General features: G+C 56.5%; 14 protein-coding genes. 7 read left to right on the top strand and 7 right to left on the bottom strand.

Annotation, left to right across the window (positions count from 1 at the left end):
- Positions 1-211 precede the first annotated feature (211 nt).
- Entirely contained in the window at positions 212-397 is a 186-nt protein-coding gene (locus tag GJT30_06790) for a hypothetical protein (GenBank protein ID MSM39311.1), read from the top strand.
- A 60-nt stretch (positions 398-457) separates the two neighbouring features.
- The gene (locus tag GJT30_06795; GenBank protein MSM39312.1) at positions 458-991 is read left to right on the top strand and encodes a MerR family transcriptional regulator; all 534 of its coding nucleotides are present in this window, start codon (positions 458-460) and stop codon (positions 989-991) included.
- Positions 992-1,230: 239 nt separating this feature from the next.
- Here GJT30_06795 and rsmG read toward each other — a convergent pair whose 3' ends face one another.
- From rsmG to rpmH, 7 genes are all read right to left on the bottom strand, one after another.
- Complete coding sequence (rsmG, locus tag GJT30_06800; protein MSM39313.1) at positions 1,231-1,905, bottom strand: 16S rRNA (guanine(527)-N(7))-methyltransferase RsmG; 675 nt, start codon at positions 1,903-1,905, stop codon at positions 1,231-1,233.
- Between the two features lie 17 nt (positions 1,906-1,922).
- Positions 1,923-3,803: a tRNA uridine-5-carboxymethylaminomethyl(34) synthesis enzyme MnmG gene (gene mnmG, locus GJT30_06805; protein MSM39314.1), complete on the bottom strand. Its 1,881-nt coding sequence runs from the start codon at positions 3,801-3,803 to the stop codon at positions 1,923-1,925.
- A 105-nt stretch (positions 3,804-3,908) separates the two neighbouring features.
- Positions 3,909-5,279 (bottom strand): tRNA uridine-5-carboxymethylaminomethyl(34) synthesis GTPase MnmE, encoded by a 1,371-nt coding sequence (gene mnmE / locus GJT30_06810; GenBank protein ID MSM39315.1) that lies wholly within the window; start codon positions 5,277-5,279, stop codon positions 3,909-3,911.
- 7 nt (positions 5,280-5,286) lie between these two features.
- Positions 5,287-6,882, bottom strand: a complete 1,596-nt coding sequence (gene yidC, locus GJT30_06815) for a membrane protein insertase YidC (GenBank protein ID MSM39316.1) — start codon at positions 6,880-6,882, stop codon at positions 5,287-5,289.
- Positions 6,883-6,898: 16 nt separating this feature from the next.
- Positions 6,899-7,111 carry a membrane protein insertion efficiency factor YidD gene (gene yidD / locus GJT30_06820; protein MSM39317.1) on the bottom strand — a complete coding sequence of 71 codons (213 nt, stop codon included), beginning with the start codon at positions 7,109-7,111 and terminating at the stop codon, positions 6,899-6,901.
- Positions 7,104-7,466, bottom strand: coding sequence for a ribonuclease P protein component (gene rnpA, locus GJT30_06825; GenBank protein ID MSM39318.1), 363 nt, complete (start codon positions 7,464-7,466; stop codon positions 7,104-7,106). Before rnpA ends, yidD begins: the two co-directional genes overlap by 8 nt.
- Positions 7,467-7,616 (bottom strand): 50S ribosomal protein L34, encoded by a 150-nt coding sequence (gene rpmH / locus GJT30_06830; protein MSM39319.1) that lies wholly within the window; start codon positions 7,614-7,616, stop codon positions 7,467-7,469. It abuts the gene before it with no gap.
- Positions 7,617-7,984: 368 nt separating this feature from the next.
- Between rpmH and dnaA the strand changes: the two genes are divergently transcribed.
- The 5 genes from dnaA (at position 7,985) to gyrA (ending at position 16,943) form a co-directional block, all read left to right on the top strand.
- Positions 7,985-9,337 (top strand): chromosomal replication initiator protein DnaA, encoded by a 1,353-nt coding sequence (gene dnaA, locus GJT30_06835; GenBank protein ID MSM39320.1) that lies wholly within the window; start codon positions 7,985-7,987, stop codon positions 9,335-9,337.
- Between the two features lie 232 nt (positions 9,338-9,569).
- Positions 9,570-10,688 (top strand): DNA polymerase III subunit beta, encoded by a 1,119-nt coding sequence (locus tag GJT30_06840; protein ID MSM39321.1) that lies wholly within the window; start codon positions 9,570-9,572, stop codon positions 10,686-10,688.
- Positions 10,689-10,764: 76 nt separating this feature from the next.
- Positions 10,765-11,874: a DNA replication/repair protein RecF gene (gene recF / locus GJT30_06845; protein MSM39322.1), complete on the top strand. Its 1,110-nt coding sequence runs from the start codon at positions 10,765-10,767 to the stop codon at positions 11,872-11,874.
- A complete protein-coding gene (gene gyrB, locus GJT30_06850; GenBank protein ID MSM39323.1) occupies positions 11,871-14,255 on the top strand; it encodes a DNA topoisomerase (ATP-hydrolyzing) subunit B in 2,385 nt (794 codons plus the stop codon). The genes recF and gyrB overlap by 4 nt, the downstream gene beginning before the upstream one ends.
- Before the next feature lie 114 nt (positions 14,256-14,369).
- Entirely contained in the window at positions 14,370-16,943 is a 2,574-nt protein-coding gene (gene gyrA, locus GJT30_06855; GenBank protein ID MSM39324.1) for a DNA gyrase subunit A, read from the top strand.
- Positions 16,944-16,981 lie beyond the last annotated feature (38 nt).

Genomic DNA, 16,981 nt, shown 5'->3' on the forward strand with positions numbered 1-16,981 from the left:
CAGACTCCTTTCTCTGCATTTATAGAAACCATACCTCCCTTTAAGCCCCGCGTCCATCGGTGCCGCCGCGCCGCTTCGGTTATCACTCTGCGAGCACAATCGTGCTTCACTGCAATTTTCATCCTTGACCCGTCTACAGCTTCACACTTTACCCTTGATTTTGTCACGGCCATGACGCACACACTAATCATGCAGCGAAAGGAGTACGACGATGAAACAGGCAGTCACGGTAGAGGAGTGGGTTGCGCGTTTCCGGGCCATCGGCCTGGATGATGCCGCCATGGAGCGCTGGCACAGGCTGTTCGAGCAGGAAAATCCAAATGGGCACCAGAGTTTTCTCGAATGGCTGGGGCTTCCCGCAGGTCGGATAGCCGAGATCCGCACCAAATCCGCCTGACGTAAAAGCAGCCTCCGGCGCCCTGCCGGAGGCTGTTCCTGTCAGTCATCAGGAGGCGCCATGTACCGTATCACCGAGCTTGCCCGTCAATTCGGGTTATCGCGCAGCACACTTCTGTATTACGATCATATCGGGCTGCTCCGGCCTTCCATGCGGAGCGACGCGAACTATCGCTGCTATTCGACAGTCGATCGCGAGCGGCTGGCGACCATCTGCTCCTTGAAGCAGGCCGGACTGGATATTGAGGGCATCCGAACGATCCTGGACGTTGCCGGCGACGACACGACCTCTGTGCTGCAACGCCGGTTGTACCAGATCGGTGCGGAGATCAATGCCCTGCAGGCAAAGCAGCGGATGCTGGCAAGGATGCTCAGGCTCAAGGAGGAGGGGGGTCCGAAGTCTTCCGTGGACAAGGAGATGTTCGTCGAGTTGCTGCGCGCCGCCGGTATGGACGACAATGCCATGAATCAGCTGCATGTGGAGTTCGAACGTCGAGCTCCAGAAGCGCATCACCATTTTCTGCTGTCGCTCGGCATTCCCGAAAAGGAGGCGCTCATGATCCGCGAGTTCTCCGCCGCAGGTGGAAGCAGATAATTCCGACAGCTCCATGACGGCATCGTCTAGGTCAGGGTTTCATTGCCGCCACGGTACTGCACACAAATTGATCAGCAAAAACGGGAACGAATAATCGCTACAGGAGGGAGATTCAAACTGCACAGTTTTTATGCAAAAAGAGGGCGCTCAAAATATGCGTAGAATAGGTTTTTTCCGGCTGGCCAATACCACGACCTCGACAAGGGACCAAAACGGCTCTGAGAGCCACTGAAGGCGTTTCACGCGATTTTCGTGTTTTCAGCAGCAATCGTTGCCATACCCACCTCGCGACCGAGGATAATCAGGGTCCGTTCGTCGCCACTCACCGGCAGACGCAATTCATGCACATCCTTTACCACCACCCCCAGCGCTGAAATCGTCTCGCGTGCCAACTCGATCTCTTCCCTCCCCTGCCTCCCCTTCATGGCGATCATTATCCCATTGTCGGCAAGGAGAGGAAGGCCGAGCCGGAGCAGTGTCTCCACGTCGGCGACGGCACGGGCGACCACGACGGAAAATTGCCGGTCCATGGCCTGGGCCAGCGATTCTGCCCGGCCATGGACCGCCGAGAAATGGTCGAATCCGAGCAGGCGGGCCACATGGCGCTGGAAGAGGATCTTCTTCTGCACGCCGTCCACCGAGACAATCTCCAGGTCGGGGCGGGCGATCTTCAGGGGGATGCAGGGAAAGCCGCCGCCGGAGCCGATGTCCAGCAGGTGTGCCCCGTGCGGCAGCAATGTGGCAATGGTAAGGGAATCGATAAAATGACGGGTAACGATGTCGCGGATACTCTTCAGCGCCGTCAGATTGACCTTGGCGTTCCAGCGCCGAAGCTCTCCCGCCAGCAGGGCGAAGCGATCCAGACAGGCATCGTCCAGGTCGATGCCGAGCTGGAAGGCGCCGTCACGGAGCAGTTCCCGTTCCGCCGCGTTCACCGGCTGCTCCGCGCCTTGAGAGAGACCGAGAGGATGGCGATTGCGGCAGGTGTGATGCCGGGAATCCGTGACGCCTGGCCGAGGGTGTCGGGCTGAAACTTTGCCAACTTTTCCCGCACTTCGGTCGAAAGACCGGCAAGCGTTGTGTAGTCGAAGCCGGTCGGGATCCTGACCCCTTCGAGCACCCGGCTTTTTGCCACTTGCTCCAGCTGCCGGTCGATATACCCCTGGTATTTCACCTGGATCTCGATCTGCTCCCAGATTCGGGCATCGGCCTCACCAATGGTCGGGTCGAGCCGGATCAGGTCACGCCAGCCAACGTCCGGACGGCGCAGGAGCTGATCCAGACTCATTGCGTTCTGCAGGCCGACCAGACCGTACTCTTCCATGAAGTCAGGTTCCATGGCTGATGGAGCGATCCGGGTCTGGCGGATACGTGCCAGCTGCTCATCTATCTGCGCCAGCTTCGCGGCAAAGCGGCCGTATTCCTCCTCGGGCACCAACCCGACCTCGTGGCCGATCCGGCGCAGACGCTGGTCGGCATTGTCCTCGCGCAGCAGCAACCGGTATTCGGCCCGCGAGGTGAACATCCGGTAGGGCTCCCGCGTTCCGAGCGTCACCAGGTCGTCAATCATGACCCCGATGTAGGCCTCGTCCCGCCCCAGAACCAGCGGCTCCTTCCCCTTGACCCTGAGCACGGCGTTGATCCCGGCGACAAGCCCCTGCCCTGCCGCCTCCTCGTACCCCGAGGTCCCGTTGATCTGGCCGGCATGGAAGAGGTTCTGCACCACCTTGGTTTCCAGCGTGGCATGCAGCTGGATCGGGTCGACATAGTCGTATTCGATGGCATAGGCGGGCCGCATGATCTCCACCCGCTCCATCCCGACGATGCTGCGGTAGAACGCCCATTGGACGTCGATTGGAAGCGACGTGGAGAGCCCCGACGGGTAGTATTCCACAGTATCGGCCCCTTCGGGCTCGATGAAACTCTGGTGCCGGTCCTTGTCCGGAAAGCGGACCACCTTGTCCTCGATGGAGGGGCAGTAGCGCGGGCCGATCCCCTCGATGATCCCGGCATAGAGGGGTGAACGGTCGAGTCCCGAACGGATGATCTCATGGCTCCGCTCGTTGGTGTAGGCGATATAACAGGGAACCTGGGGACGGTCGATCCGCTCGGTGGAGAAGGAAAAAGGGACGGGCGGGTCGTCGCCCGGTTGTGCCTCCAGCCGGCTGAAATCGATGGTCTTGCCGTCAAGACGGGCAGGCGTCCCGGTCTTCAGACGCCCCACATTGAACCCCAGCTCACGCAGGTGGTCGGAGAGCCCCATGGAAGGGATATCCCCGGCCCTGCCGCCCGGATAATGCACCAGTCCGATGTGGATCAGTCCGCGCATGAAGGTGCCGGTGGTCAGGATCACCGTCGTACCGCAAAAACGAACCCCGCCCCTGGTATCCACCCCCAGGACCCTGCCTTCTTCCACGTGCAGCGCCGTCACCTCGGCCTGCTTCAGGTCCAGGTGTTCCTGGTGTTCCAGGATGCGCTTCATCCGGAGGCGATACTGCTGCTTGTCGGCCTGCGCCCTTGAGGCACGGACCGCAGGCCCCTTTCTGGTATTGAGGATGCGGAACTGGATGCCGGTGGCATCGATATTCTTTCCCATCTCGCCACCGAGGGCATCGATCTCCTTGACCAGATGCCCCTTGGCCAGTCCACCGATGGCAGGGTTGCACGACATCAGGGCAACGGCATCGAGATTAATGGTGAGGAGCAGGGTCGCGCACCCCATCCTGCTTGCGGCCAGGGCAGCCTCGCATCCAGCATGCCCGGCACCCACCACGATGACATCATACTGCCTGTCATAGACGATCATTCCCATATCCTGTTTTCCGTTCCACACACCATACGACAATGATACTGTATCCCAGGGACAACGCCGCTCCCCATGGGGCCTTACACACTTTGTTCCACGTGGAACATGCTGTTATTTCCCGACACAGAACTGGCTGAAGACCAGGTCTAGCACTTCGTCCGGCGTGGTCTCGCCGGTCACCTCGCCAAGGGCGGAGAGCGCCTCGCGCAAATCAACAGCCACGATCTCGGGAGGCAGTCCGGCAGTCAGGCTCTCGCCGAATTGTACCAGCGCAGACTGGCATTTGACAAGGGCATCCCGGTGACGGGCACGTGACAGCGCCACGAATTCGCGGCTGTCCACGGCCCGACCGTGGAGGAATTCCCGACAGACTGCATCCTTCAGTTCGTCGATGCCCGCGCCGGTCTTGGTCGAGATGTCCAGGGGAGAGACTTCGGACAATCCGGCTGGCAGCTCCACCCTCTCGTTTAGATCGGACTTGTTCTTGACAAGAAGGAAGCGACGCCCCGTCAGGGAAGCACAGATCTGCTCGTCGTCACTGTCGTAGGGACGGGAACCGTCGACCAGGAAGAGAACCAGATCGGCACGGGGAATCGCCTCCATGGTGCGACGCACCCCTTCCTGTTCAACCTCGTCGCCGGTTTCGCGGATACCTGCCGTGTCGATAAGTGTGACCGGCAGTCCGCCGATATTGACTACTTCCTGGATCATGTCGCGGGTCGTGCCCGGAATGGCGGTGACGATGGCACGCTTCTCCCTGAGGAGGGTGTTGAGGAGACTCGATTTCCCGGCATTGGGCTTGCCGGCAATCAGCACCGATACCCCGTCGCGCAGCACGCGTCCCTCATCATAACTTCCCAGCAGCTGGGCAATGATCAATTGCGCAGCTGAACACCGAGAATCGAGCTGCTCCCGGTGGAAACCACCGATCTCGTCGTCAGGAAAATCGACATACGCCTCCAGAAGGGCCAGGACATGCACCAGATGCTGGCGCGCCTCAGCAATGAGCCGGGAGAGCCTCCCCTCCCGCTGGTGCTGGGCGAGCGCCAGTGCAGCATCGGTCTTGCCACGGATAACGTCGATCACCGACTCGGCCTGAAGCAGGTCGATACGGCCATTGAGAAATGCTCGCCGGGTGAATTCTCCCGGTGCGGCAAGACGCACCCCCTGACCAAGGATCAGTGACAGGATCTGCTGCACCAGCAGATAGCCGCCATGGCAGTGCAGCTCAACAACGTCTTCGCGGGTAAAGGAACGGGGCGCGCGCATGAAGACCATCAACCCCTCATCCAACGGCAACAGGGAAGCAGGGTCGACTATCTCCCCATAATAAAAACGGTGGCTCATAAGGCCACCGCTGTTCGTGCGCTGAAAGATCCGCTCGGCTATTCTCCGTGCGTCCGGTCCACTTATCCTGATGATGCCGATCCCCCCCTCGCCCAGGGGGGTACTGATGGCGGCAATCGTGTCGGCGATGTACATCGCGAGCCTATGCCTCCTTGAGAGACTTGTTGATATACGCCTGCTGGGCAATGGTCAGTATGTTGTTGACCAGCCAGTAGAGTACCAATCCCGACGGAAAGCTCAGGAACATGAAGGTGAAGACCGCCGGCAGCATGAGCATCATCTTCTCCTGCATCGGGTCCATGTTGGTGGGAGTCATCTTCTGCTGGATGAACATGGAGGCCCCCATCAGGATCGGGGTCACATAGTAGGGGTCCTTGGCGGAGAGATCCTGGATCCAGAAGTAGAACGGCGCATGGCGCAGCTCGATGGAGAACATGAGCGCCTTGTAAAGGGCAAAGAAGACCGGAATCTGGACGACCATCGGCAGGCAGCCCCCCAGGGGGTTCACCTTGTGCTCGCGATAGAGCTCCATGACCGCGCGGTTCATGGCATCCCGATCGTTCTTGAACTTCTCTTTCAGAGCCTGCATCTTCGGCTGCAGCTTCTGCATTTCTTTCATCGACTTGTAACTCTTATGAGTGAGCGGATAGAAGAAAATCTTCAGGATCACCGTAATGATGATGATGGCCAGACCATAGTTATGGGTAAATGAGTAAAAGAACTTGAGAGCAAACAGCAACGGCTTGGCGAGTACAGAGAACCAGCCGAAATCAATAACCTCTTCCAGTCGGCTCCCCTGCCCTTTGAGGATTTCCAGATCCTTTGGCCCGAAATAGAGCCGGCACGGTACGGTCGCTGTCTGGCCTGGAGCAATGGTCAACCGCTGGGAGGAAACGATATTTTCGGCAACACCGGCACCAGCCTGGGTTACCTGCGCGCTCGCCAGACTGGCATCCTTGGCAATAATACAATTAAGGAAATACTTGTCGGCAAATCCGGTCCAGACGAGCTGCTTGTCGTAGGTCTTCGCACCTTTGGCCAAATCGGCGATAGAGAGCGATACCACCTTATCGTCGCTCAGGGTTACCGGTCCATGAACTTCATATCGACCCGTCTTGCTACCGGTCACAACCTTGTTTGCCAGGATCAGCCGCAGCACGCCATTGACCGGTGCCGTTCCCGCATTAGCCAGCTGCTGGTTCAGGTCGATACCGTAGCCGTTGCCGGTTACCGTGTAGATCTTGCGGAATGTCACTCCCTGCGCTGAAGTCCAGACGAATTCGATATCCTTTTTCTCTGTGCCGGAAACGGTCACATTACCGGAGGTAGTGGTAAAGGTGGCGTTCGGGTCAATGGGGAACCCGTCGGCAGAGCTGGTAAGTGTCAGAGGGCTGGAACCATTAACGAGGGCAATTTCCGGGCTTCCCTTCGCTGTGTCTTCGCGGTACTTCTTCAACACAAACTGTTTCAGGCTCGCCCCGCGTGTGGTGAACACCGCCTTGTACAGATCGGTTTCGACTGTAACCTCACGCTCCGGTGCCTGGGAAGTCGGAAGAGTTGCAGCGAGCGGCGCCATAGTTGTTGCAACCGTTCCAACAGCAGCCTGACGCGCTGAACTGATGCCCTGCTGGGCTACCTGCAGCTTTGCGGTCTTGGATGAAGGCTGGGGGAAAAAATATGAAAAACCGTACATAACGGCAATGGAGAGGACTACGGCGATGAGAACTCTCTTTTCCATGAACTACCTCGCTGGTCTATTGAACGGGGTCGAAACCGCCGGGATGAAAAGGATGGCATTTGGCGATTCTTCGTACGGAACACCAGGCACCCCGGAGCAATCCGTGTTTTTGTATCGCTTCTATGGCATAGTGGGAACAGGAAGGATAAAATCTACAGGTAGGCCCCTTCAGGGGGGACAGGTACCGTTGATACAGACCGATGAGGTAAATAACGATCCTGTTAGCCATGATGTGCCTGAAGCTTCTGCAGGGCGCGTTGCAGGTCCCTGCAGACACCCGCAAAATCGAGACGCGCAGCACTGGAACGAGCAATGAGCGAATAGTCGGCCTGCTGAAACCATTCCTTATGAAGACGGCTGCACTCGCGAACAAAGCGTTTGATGCGGTTCCTGACTACGGCTCCACCGACTTTTTTACTGGCGGTTATACCAATACGCACCGCACTGCCGGGGCAGTCACGTCTAATGACGATGAAATGGCTTGCCGTAACCCGCTGCCCCTGCTGATTTACGGAGAGGTAATCCCGACGTTTACGGAGACGAAGCGACTTTGGAAACGAGTTGGGATGCTCTGGTCGGGACAATTACTTGGATGCAATGGTTACAGACAGTTTTTTGCGCCCTTTGGCACGACGACGCTTGATCACCAGCCTGCCGTTCTTGGTCGACATGCGGACAAGGAAGCCGTGGGTGCGCTTGCGGGATGTATTGCTCGGCTGAAAGGTCCGTTTCATATACTAACTCCTTATGCGTTCTTCATACTTAGCGGAAATGTGTTATATACATGCTGATACCATATCAAGTCAACTGCTATTTCATTCCCTGAAAAAAAATTAGCCTTGCAAATGAGAGGTAGCTCTGGTAGTCTTCAAAATCCCAAAATAGGCATCGATAAACAGAGAAACACCTGCATAAGCTCTCAATTTACAAACATAAATATATTATCAACAGGTGTTGATAAACCTGTGTATAAATCGACTGTTAAGTGGCACCTCCGTCACCTGCAGTAGATCATGATATGTTCCCCTGTTCCGCTCATTTGCTGCCTGTGATCTACAGGTAGTGCAGCCTGCACATAATACTGGGTAGTTGTGATTGTCCTATGGAAAAGATCTGGCAAGAGGTACAGTCGAATATTGAAAAAGTGCTGACTCCCCAGACCTTTAATGCCTGGATCAAGCCGATCAGGTATCAGACACTCCAGGGGTCCTCGCTTGTCCTCGAAGTCCCCGACTCCTTTTCCCGCGAATATATCAAAGACAAATACTCCATCATGATCAACGAGGCGCTTGCTGCCCTCACCAACCAGAACTATACCCTCGAATTTGCCATCCAGGAACGGAAGGAAACGCTCGACGATACAGTAGCAGCACCGTCTGCCATTCCGCTTCCTCCGAAGAATACGCCGAAAGAGCCGGAAAAGGTCAATGAATTCCAGACCTTTCTCAATCCGAAATATACCTTTGATAAATTTGTGTGCGGCAGTGGCAACCAGTTCGCCCATGCCGCTGCCCATGCCGTGGCCAACAACCCGGCTACCAACTACAATCCTCTCTTCATCTATGGCGGCGTCGGCCTCGGCAAGACGCACCTTCTCATTGCCATAGGAAACCATATCCTGGCACACAACAACGATGCCCGCATCTGTTACTATACGTCGGAAAAATTCATGAACGAGATGATAAATTCTCTCCGACATAAGAAAATGGATGAATTCCGTAACAAATTCAGAAAGGCCGATGTCCTGCTCATCGACGATATCCAGTTCATGGCGGGCAAGCAGGCGACCCAGGAAGAGTTTTTCCACACCTTTAATTCACTCTACGAATCGCACAAACAGATTGTGCTCACTTCGGACAAATACCCGAAAGATATCCCGGATCTGGAGGAACGCCTCCGGTCACGGTTTGAGTGGGGTCTCATCGCCGATATCCAGCCACCTGACATAGAGACGAAATCGGCCATCCTCAAGAAAAAGGCAGAATGCGACAATATTGATCTGCCTGATGATGTGGCTCTTTTCCTGGCATCGAGTTCGGCGAGCAACGTTAGGGAACTTGAAGGGATGCTTGTCCGTCTTGGTGCCTATTCAAGCCTCACCAGCAGCAAGGTCACCCTTACCATGGCCAAAGAAGTTCTAAAGGATATCATTGTCGACAAATCAAAGGATATATCCATAGAGGCCATTCAGAAGGCTGTTGCTGATCATTTTCAATTAAAGGTGGCTGAACTCAAATCGGACAAAAGGCTCAAGACCCTGGTTCTGCCTCGCCAGATAGCCATCTATCTCTGCCGGGATCTCACCAAGGCCTCATTTCCCGAGATAGGCGACCGCTTCGGCGGCAAGGATCATTCGACTGTGATCCATTCGGTGAAAAAGATCGACAAGGTCCTCACCCATGATGCCGAACTGAAGAGCACCATAGAAACCATCAGAAGAAACCTGTTGAATTGAGCCTGACAATCTGTTGATAACTCAGGCGAGCTGTGGACGGATTTTTTTGGGTGTTGAAACAAAGCTGAAATCGGCCTTCGGATCAACAGCAGGTTTTTTGCAATAAGTATAATAATATCAATAAATTAACGTGTCGTTCAACATTTCCACAAGGCTTACTACTACTACTGCCTTTAAATTATTTAAAACCTATTATTAGTCTATGTATTGATCACGTTTCACAGGGGGGACCATGGAATTCAAGATTCTCAAAGAACCTTTCTTACGCGCACTGCAAAAGGTCCAGGGCATCGTGGAAAAGAAGAACACCATGCCGATCCTTTCCAATGTACTACTCGAAGCCGTTGATGACAGGATCTGTATCCTGGCAACCGACCTGGAAGTGGGAATCAAGACCTCCCATCCGGCAAAGGTGATTCAGGAAGGGAGAATAACCGTCTCTGCCAAGAAGCTCTACGAGATCATCAAAGAACTTTCAGATGATGAGATCACCTTTCTTACCCGTGAGAACGACTGGGTAGAACTGCGAAGCGGTAAGGCGCAATTCAACATTGTCGGGCTCTCTCCGGAGGAGTTTCCCTATTTCCCGCGTGTCAGCGATGAGAATCTGATCAAGATCAACGGCGGCCTGTTGAATGACATGATCGAAAAAACTGCCTATGCCATCTGTCATGACGAGACCAAGTACAACCTCAATGGCATTTTTGTGCGGGCCGTGGAAGAAGAAGGGCGAAATCTGCTCCGGATGGTGGCAACAGACGGCCATCGCCTTGCCATAGTTGAACGGGAGTTCAGCGGCTCAGTCTGTCCCGAATTGAGTGCCGGCATCATCTTCCCCAAGAAAGGGATCTTCGAGCTGAAGAAGATTACCGAGGATGCAGATGAGGACATCCTGATGACTTTTCTCGACAACAGTGCAGTTGTCAAGAAAGGTGATACCATCGTAGTGATGCGTCTGGTTGACGGCGATTTCCCCGATTACACCCGGGTTGTTCCCGTTGGCAACGATCTGGAGATCAAGATTGACAGAGAGATATTCCTCAGGGCCTTGAAACGTATCGCCATTCTCTCCAGCGAAAAATTCAAGGGGGTCAAGTTCAACATTGCACCGCAGCTTCTTGAGATTTCATCCAGCAATCCCGAGGTTGGAGAAGCCAAGGAGGAGCTGGAGATTGAATATTCCGGCGATCCACTGGTAACCCGCTTCAATGCACGCTATATCATTGATGTCCTGTCTGTGCTGCAGGAAGATCAGATCAAACTGATGCTGAAGAGCGAGATGGCGCCGGCGATCGTCAAGCCCGCGGTGGAACAGGGCTTCCTGTCGGTAATCATGCCGATGCGCCTGTAAATGGATATGGCACGTAACAGCAAGCTTCTGAAGGCCGATCGAGCAGAGCGGCCTTTTTCATGACTACCAGCGGACCATGATTCTCACGAAAATTTCGGTCCAGTCATTTCGCAACCTGGATGCCACGACCCTCGAATTTTGTAAGGGTTTCAACATCCTGTATGGAGATAATGCCCAAGGGAAGACGAATCTCTTGGAATCGATCTTTCTGCTCGGTACGCTGAAGTCGTTCAGGCATGCCAGAAACAGCGATCTGATCGCCTGGGACACCCCATTTTCCCTGATCCGGGGTGCTGTCACGGATGATCTGACAAGGCATGAGCTAGCACTGCTCCTGGAAAAAGGGAGCAAGAAGGTCAGGATCGATCAGAAAACAGTCACCAGGGTGGCTGAATTTTTCGGCATACTTACGGTTGTTCTCTTTGCTCCCGAAGAGCTGTTGATGGTCAGGGGAGCTCCTGACTCGCGGCGACGCTATCTCGACCGGGCCATATTCGCCGGGGATCTCCATTACCTGACCCAGCACCATGAATATTCGCGGATATTGAAGCAGCGCAACTCGCTCTTGCGCAGCGGCGATTCATCCGCCCTTGAGCCGTGGAACGAACAGCTTGCCATGGCAGGCGGCCGCCTGGCAGCACAACGGGTCGATTACCTGACACGGATCGGCGACCTGCTCTCATCTCTGTACCGGGAAATAACTGGTACGATGGACAGGGCAACCATTGCATACCGGAGTTCCCAGGTAAGCTACTCTGCCGATGAAACGGACAACAGCGCCAGGATTCTGGCTGCGCTGGCCGGCGTGAAAAACCAGGAACGGCTGCAGCAGACCACTCTCCTTGGCCCGCACCGCGACGACCTTGCCTTTACCCTGAACGGCAAGCCGTTGCGACATGCAGCATCCCAGGGTCAGCAGCGTTGCTATGTGCTGGCTCTCAAGATGGCGGAGATCGAATATCTTCGAAAGCTTAACGGCCATCCGCCCGTGCTGTTGCTGGACGACATGACCAGCGAACTGGACCGGCAACGAACGGCCAATCTGGTCAGGTTTCTCACCCAGCGCGGCATGCAGGTCTTTATCACCACGACCAGCCTGGATCAGGTCGGGTTGTTTGCAGAACATGAGACATTGCGCACGTTTCACGTGAAACAGGGGAGCGTGCAAAGACAGGAGTTGCAATGACAGATACGAACGTCAACGATTACGGTGCCGATAAGATCAAGGTTCTTGAGGGGCTGTCCGCGGTTCGCAAGCGGCCGGCGATGTATATCGGTTCCACCTCGGCCCAGGGTCTGCACCATCTGGTCTACGAAGTCGTCGATAACTCCATCGACGAAGCCCTTGCCGGGCACTGCGACGCGGTGAGTGTGACCATCCATGTGGATGGTTCGGTGACCGTAGTGGATAACGGCCGCGGCATCCCCACCGACATCCATCCCACCGAGGGGAAGTCGGCTGCGGAAGTCGTCATGACCGTGCTGCATGCAGGGGGCAAGTTCGACAACACCTCCTACAAGGTTTCCGGTGGTTTGCACGGTGTGGGTATCTCGGTGGTGAACGCACTCTCCCGGCGGCTGGAGCTGGAGATCCGCCGCAACGGCAGGCTCTTCCGCCAGTCCTACCGCCGCGGCGAGCCGCTGGCCCCACTGGAGGACGCGGGTGAAACCAAGAAACGGGGCACCAAGATCACCTTCTTCCCCGACGAGGAGATCTTCGAAACCACGGAATTCTCTTTCGACGTCCTGTCCCAGCGCCTGCGGGAGCTGGCATTCCTCAATGCCGGGGTAAAGATCAAGATCACCGACGAACGGGTGGCGGACAAGAGCCATGAGTTCTTTTACGAAGGGGGGATCATCTCCTTTGTCGAGTACCTGAACAGGAACAAGACTTCGCTCCATCCCAAACCGATCTATTTCCGGGGCGAAAAAGGGGGGGTCGACATGGAGATTGCGCTTCAGTATAACGACTCCTACGATGAAAAGGTCTTTACCTTTGCCAACAACATCAACACCCATGAGGGGGGCACCCACCTCATCGGCTTCCGGGCCGCACTGACCCGGACCATGAATACCTATGCCAATGCAAACAACCTGTTGAGCAAGGCAAAGGTGGCCATCTCGGGCGAGGATCTGCGGGAAGGGCTCACCGCGGTCGTCTCCGTCAAGATTCCTCAGCCGCAATTTGAGGGACAGACCAAGACCAAGCTCGGCAATTCGGAGGTCAAGGGGTATGTGGAGACCCTGATGAACGAGAAGCTGGCGGTCTACCTGGAGGAGAATCCTGCCATTGCCAAGCGGATCCTGGAGAAATCCATCGAGGCGGCCCGGGCGCGCGAGGCGGCCCGCAAGGCCCGTGACCTGACCCGGCGCAAGGGGGCCCTGGAAGTGGGGAACCTTCCCGGCAAGCTGGCCGACTGTCAGGAAAAGGATCCGGCGCTCTGCGAGCTCTACCTGGTCGAGGGCGATTCTGCCGGCGGTTCTGCCAAGCAGGGGAGAGACCGCAAAAATCAGGCGATCCTGCCGCTCAAGGGAAAGATCCTCAACGTGGAGAAGGCCCGTTTCGACAAGATGCTGTCGTCGCAGGAGATCCGGACCCTCATATCGGCTCTGGGGACCAGCATCGGCAAGGATGACTTCGACATCGCAAAGCTCCGCTACAACCGGATCATCGTCATGACCGATGCCGACGTGGACGGTTCGCACATCCTGACCCTGCTCCTGACCTTCTTTTTCCGCCAGATGCCGGAGCTGGTGGAGCGGGGGCATCTCTACATTGCCCAGCCGCCGCTTTACAAGGTGAAGCGGGGCAAGAAGGAGCTCTACCTCCGGAACGAGGCGGCTCTGCAGAATTACCTTCTGGACGAGGGAACCGAGGATATGACGCTGACCCTGGCCGGTGTGGACAAGACCTACCGCGGCAAGCAGATCATTCCCATCCTCAGGCAGCTGATTGAGCGGAAAAGCCTGTTCGACAAGGTGGTGCGCAAAGGGGTGAACGAGGAACTCCTCCGTCTGCTCCTGGAGCACGGGGTCATCGGCGGCTGTGAGGAGTTGGAGGGGTTGGCGCCCGCCCTGGAACTGGTCAAGGTGCACAACGAGGATTTCGATTTTGCGGTTTCCGAGGGGCGGATCATCTGCCGCATGGGCAACCTGCGGGTTGCCATCGACATGCACACCCTGGAGGTCTTCAATTCCCACGAGTATGAAATCCTCGTGGAGCATAACAACCGGGTAAAGGAGCTTTTGGGTGACGGCACGGCGTCTGTTGCCAATGAGAACAAGACCCTGCTGGAGACCGGCTTCCACGAGGAGTTGCTCACCTTCTTCCTGGAAAATGCCAAAAAGGGGCTCTACATCCAGCGCTATAAAGGCCTTGGCGAGATGAACCCGGAACAGCTCTGGGAAACCACCATGAACCCGGAGAATCGCGTGCTCTTGCAGGTCAAGATCGAGGACGTGGTGGAGGCGGAGGAAATCTTCACCATCCTCATGGGAGACCAGGTGGAACCGCGCCGAGAGTTCATCGAACAGAATGCGCTGAACGTGTCGAACCTGGATATTTAACCTGCTGCTTACCGGCCGCCACAAGAGCGGGGCTTCCGGCAACCGCCGGTAATGGGGTTTCCTGAAGTACGTGGCAGCAGCGCGATTCAGTGATTTCCGCATAAAGGACACTACATGCTCGACCAGAACAACAACAAGATTTCCGTTAATATCGAAGACGAGATGAAACGGTCCTACATGGACTACGCCATGTCGGTCATCATCGGCAGGGCCCTTCCTGATGTCCGCGACGGACTGAAGCCGGTGCACCGGCGCTGTCTTTACGCCATGTACGACATGGGGAACGACTACAACAAGCCGTACAAGAAATCGGCCCGCGTCGTCGGTGATGTCATCGGTAAGTATCATCCCCACGGCGACTCGGCGGTATACGACACCATCGTCAGGATGGCGCAGGATTTTTCCCTCCGCTACCCCTTGGTGGACGGTCAGGGTAACTTCGGCTCTGTGGACGGTGACTCGCCTGCTGCTATGCGTTACACCGAGATCCGCATGGACCAGCTCGCCCATGAGCTGCTTGCCGACCTGGACAAAGAGACGGTGGACATGGGGCCGAACTACGACGACTCGCTCAGCGAGCCGCTGGTTCTCCCCTCTAAGTTTCCCAACCTGCTGGTCAACGGCTCGGCCGGCATTGCCGTCGGCATGGCGACCAACATCCCCCCCCACAACCTGACCGAGGTGATCAACGGGATCATTGCCGTCATCCATAACCCCGATCTCACCTTCGACGAACTGCTCGGCCACATCCCCGGTCCCGATTTCCCCACGGGCGGTTTCATCTACGGCAGGGAAGGGATTCTCTCCGCTTACTCCACCGGCCGCGGTATCGTGCAGATGCGGGCCAGAGCCATCGTCGAAACCCACAAGAAGACCGAGCGCCAGTCCATCGTGGTGACCGAGATCCCCTATCAGGTGAACAAGGCCAGGCTGATCGAGAAGATCGCCGAACTGGTGAAGGAGAAGAAGCTGGAAGGGATTTCCGACCTGCGGGACGAATCGGACCGCGACGGCATGCGGATCGTCATCGAACTGAAGAAGGACGAGAACCCCCAGGTTATCCTCAACCACCTCTACAAGCAGACCCAGATGCAGTCGTCCTTCGGCATCATCATGCTGGCCATTGTCAACAACCGGCCCAAGGTGCTGGCCCTGCGGGAGATGATCAACTACTTCATCGACCACCGGCGGGAGATTGTCACCCGGCGCACCATCTTCGATCTGAAAAAGGCCGAGGCCAGGGCCCATATCCTGGAAGGCCTCAAGATAGCCCTCGACTGGCTGGATGCGGTGATAGAGCTGATACGTTCCTCACCTACCCCTGCCGATGCAAAGATGGGGCTGATAGAAGGACGGTTTGCCGATCCCGACTTCCTCAAGCGGTTCGACATCCCGATGCCGGCCAATTTCGAGGGTCCGGTCCGGCTCTCCGAGCTGCAGGCCCAGGCGATCCTGGAGATGCGGTTGCAGCGTTTGACCGGCCTGGAGCGGGACAAGATCATCCAGGAGTACCTGGATATCCTCAAATACATCGGCCGGTTAAAGGAGATCCTCGCCTCCGAGGAGGAAATCCTCAAGATCATCACGGCAGAGCTTCTGGAGCTGAAAGAGAAGTTCGGCGACGAGCGGCGGACCGAGATCGTCGGCCAGACTGCCGAGATCTCGCTGGAGGATACCATTGTCGAAGAGGACATGGTGGTCACCATCAGTCATACCGGGTACATCAAGCGGAACGCCGTGACCCTTTACCGCGCCCAGCGGCGCGGCGGTAAAGGAAAGACCGGGATGAAGACCAAGGAAGAGGATTTCGTCGAACATCTCTTCATCGCCTCCAGCAAGGACTTCATGATGTTCTTCACCGATGCCGGCAGGGTCTACTGGCTGAAGGTCTATGAAATCCCCGAGGCAGGGCGCGCCACCCGCGGCAAGGCGATAGTCAACCTGTTGAACCTCAATCCGGGCGAGAAGATCACGGCGATCCTGCCGGTCAAGGAGTTCAGCGAGGACCGCTACCTGATGATGGCCACCCGCCTCGGCGTGGTGAAAAAGAGCCCGCTGCGCGAATACTCAAACATCCGCGTCGGCGGGATCATCGCCGTCAACCTTGACGACAACGACAAGCTGATTGCCGTGTCGCTCACCGACGGCAAGCAGGACGTGCTGCTCGCCAGCAGACACGGCAAATCGATCCGTTTCAAGGAAGAGGATGCCCGTCCCTTGGGCAGGGTCTCCCGCGGAGTTCGGGGGATGACCTTGGAAGAGGACGACGTGGTGATCGGCATGGAGATCATCAACGAGGCGTTCAGTGCCTCGACCATCTTCACCGTCACCGAGAACGGCTTCGGCAAGCGGACCGAGCTTACCGAATACCGTACCCAGAGCCGCGGCGGCAAGGGGGTCATCACCATCAAGACCACCGAGCGGAACGGCTGCGTGGTGGACATCAAGCAGGTGACCGACGAGAACGACCTGATGCTGATCAGCGATCAGGGTAAGATCCTTCGGGTTCCGGTGTCGGGATTCTCCATCATCGGCCGCAATACCCAGGGGGTCCGCCTGATGGTAACCGAGCCCGAGGAGCGGATCGTTGCCGTTGCCAAGCTGGCGGAGAAGGATGAAGGCGACGAAGCCGGAACAGGCGATGATGAGCTGGACGTCATCGAGCCGATCGAAGGCGACGAAGAATAGGAGTCGCCTGCAGGGAGAAGAGGTCTCTTTCCCTGCTG

Origin of the sequence: Geobacter sp. (assembly GCA_009684525.1) — a bacterium.
GTDB lineage: Bacteria > Desulfobacterota > Desulfuromonadia > Geobacterales > DSM-12255 > Geoanaerobacter.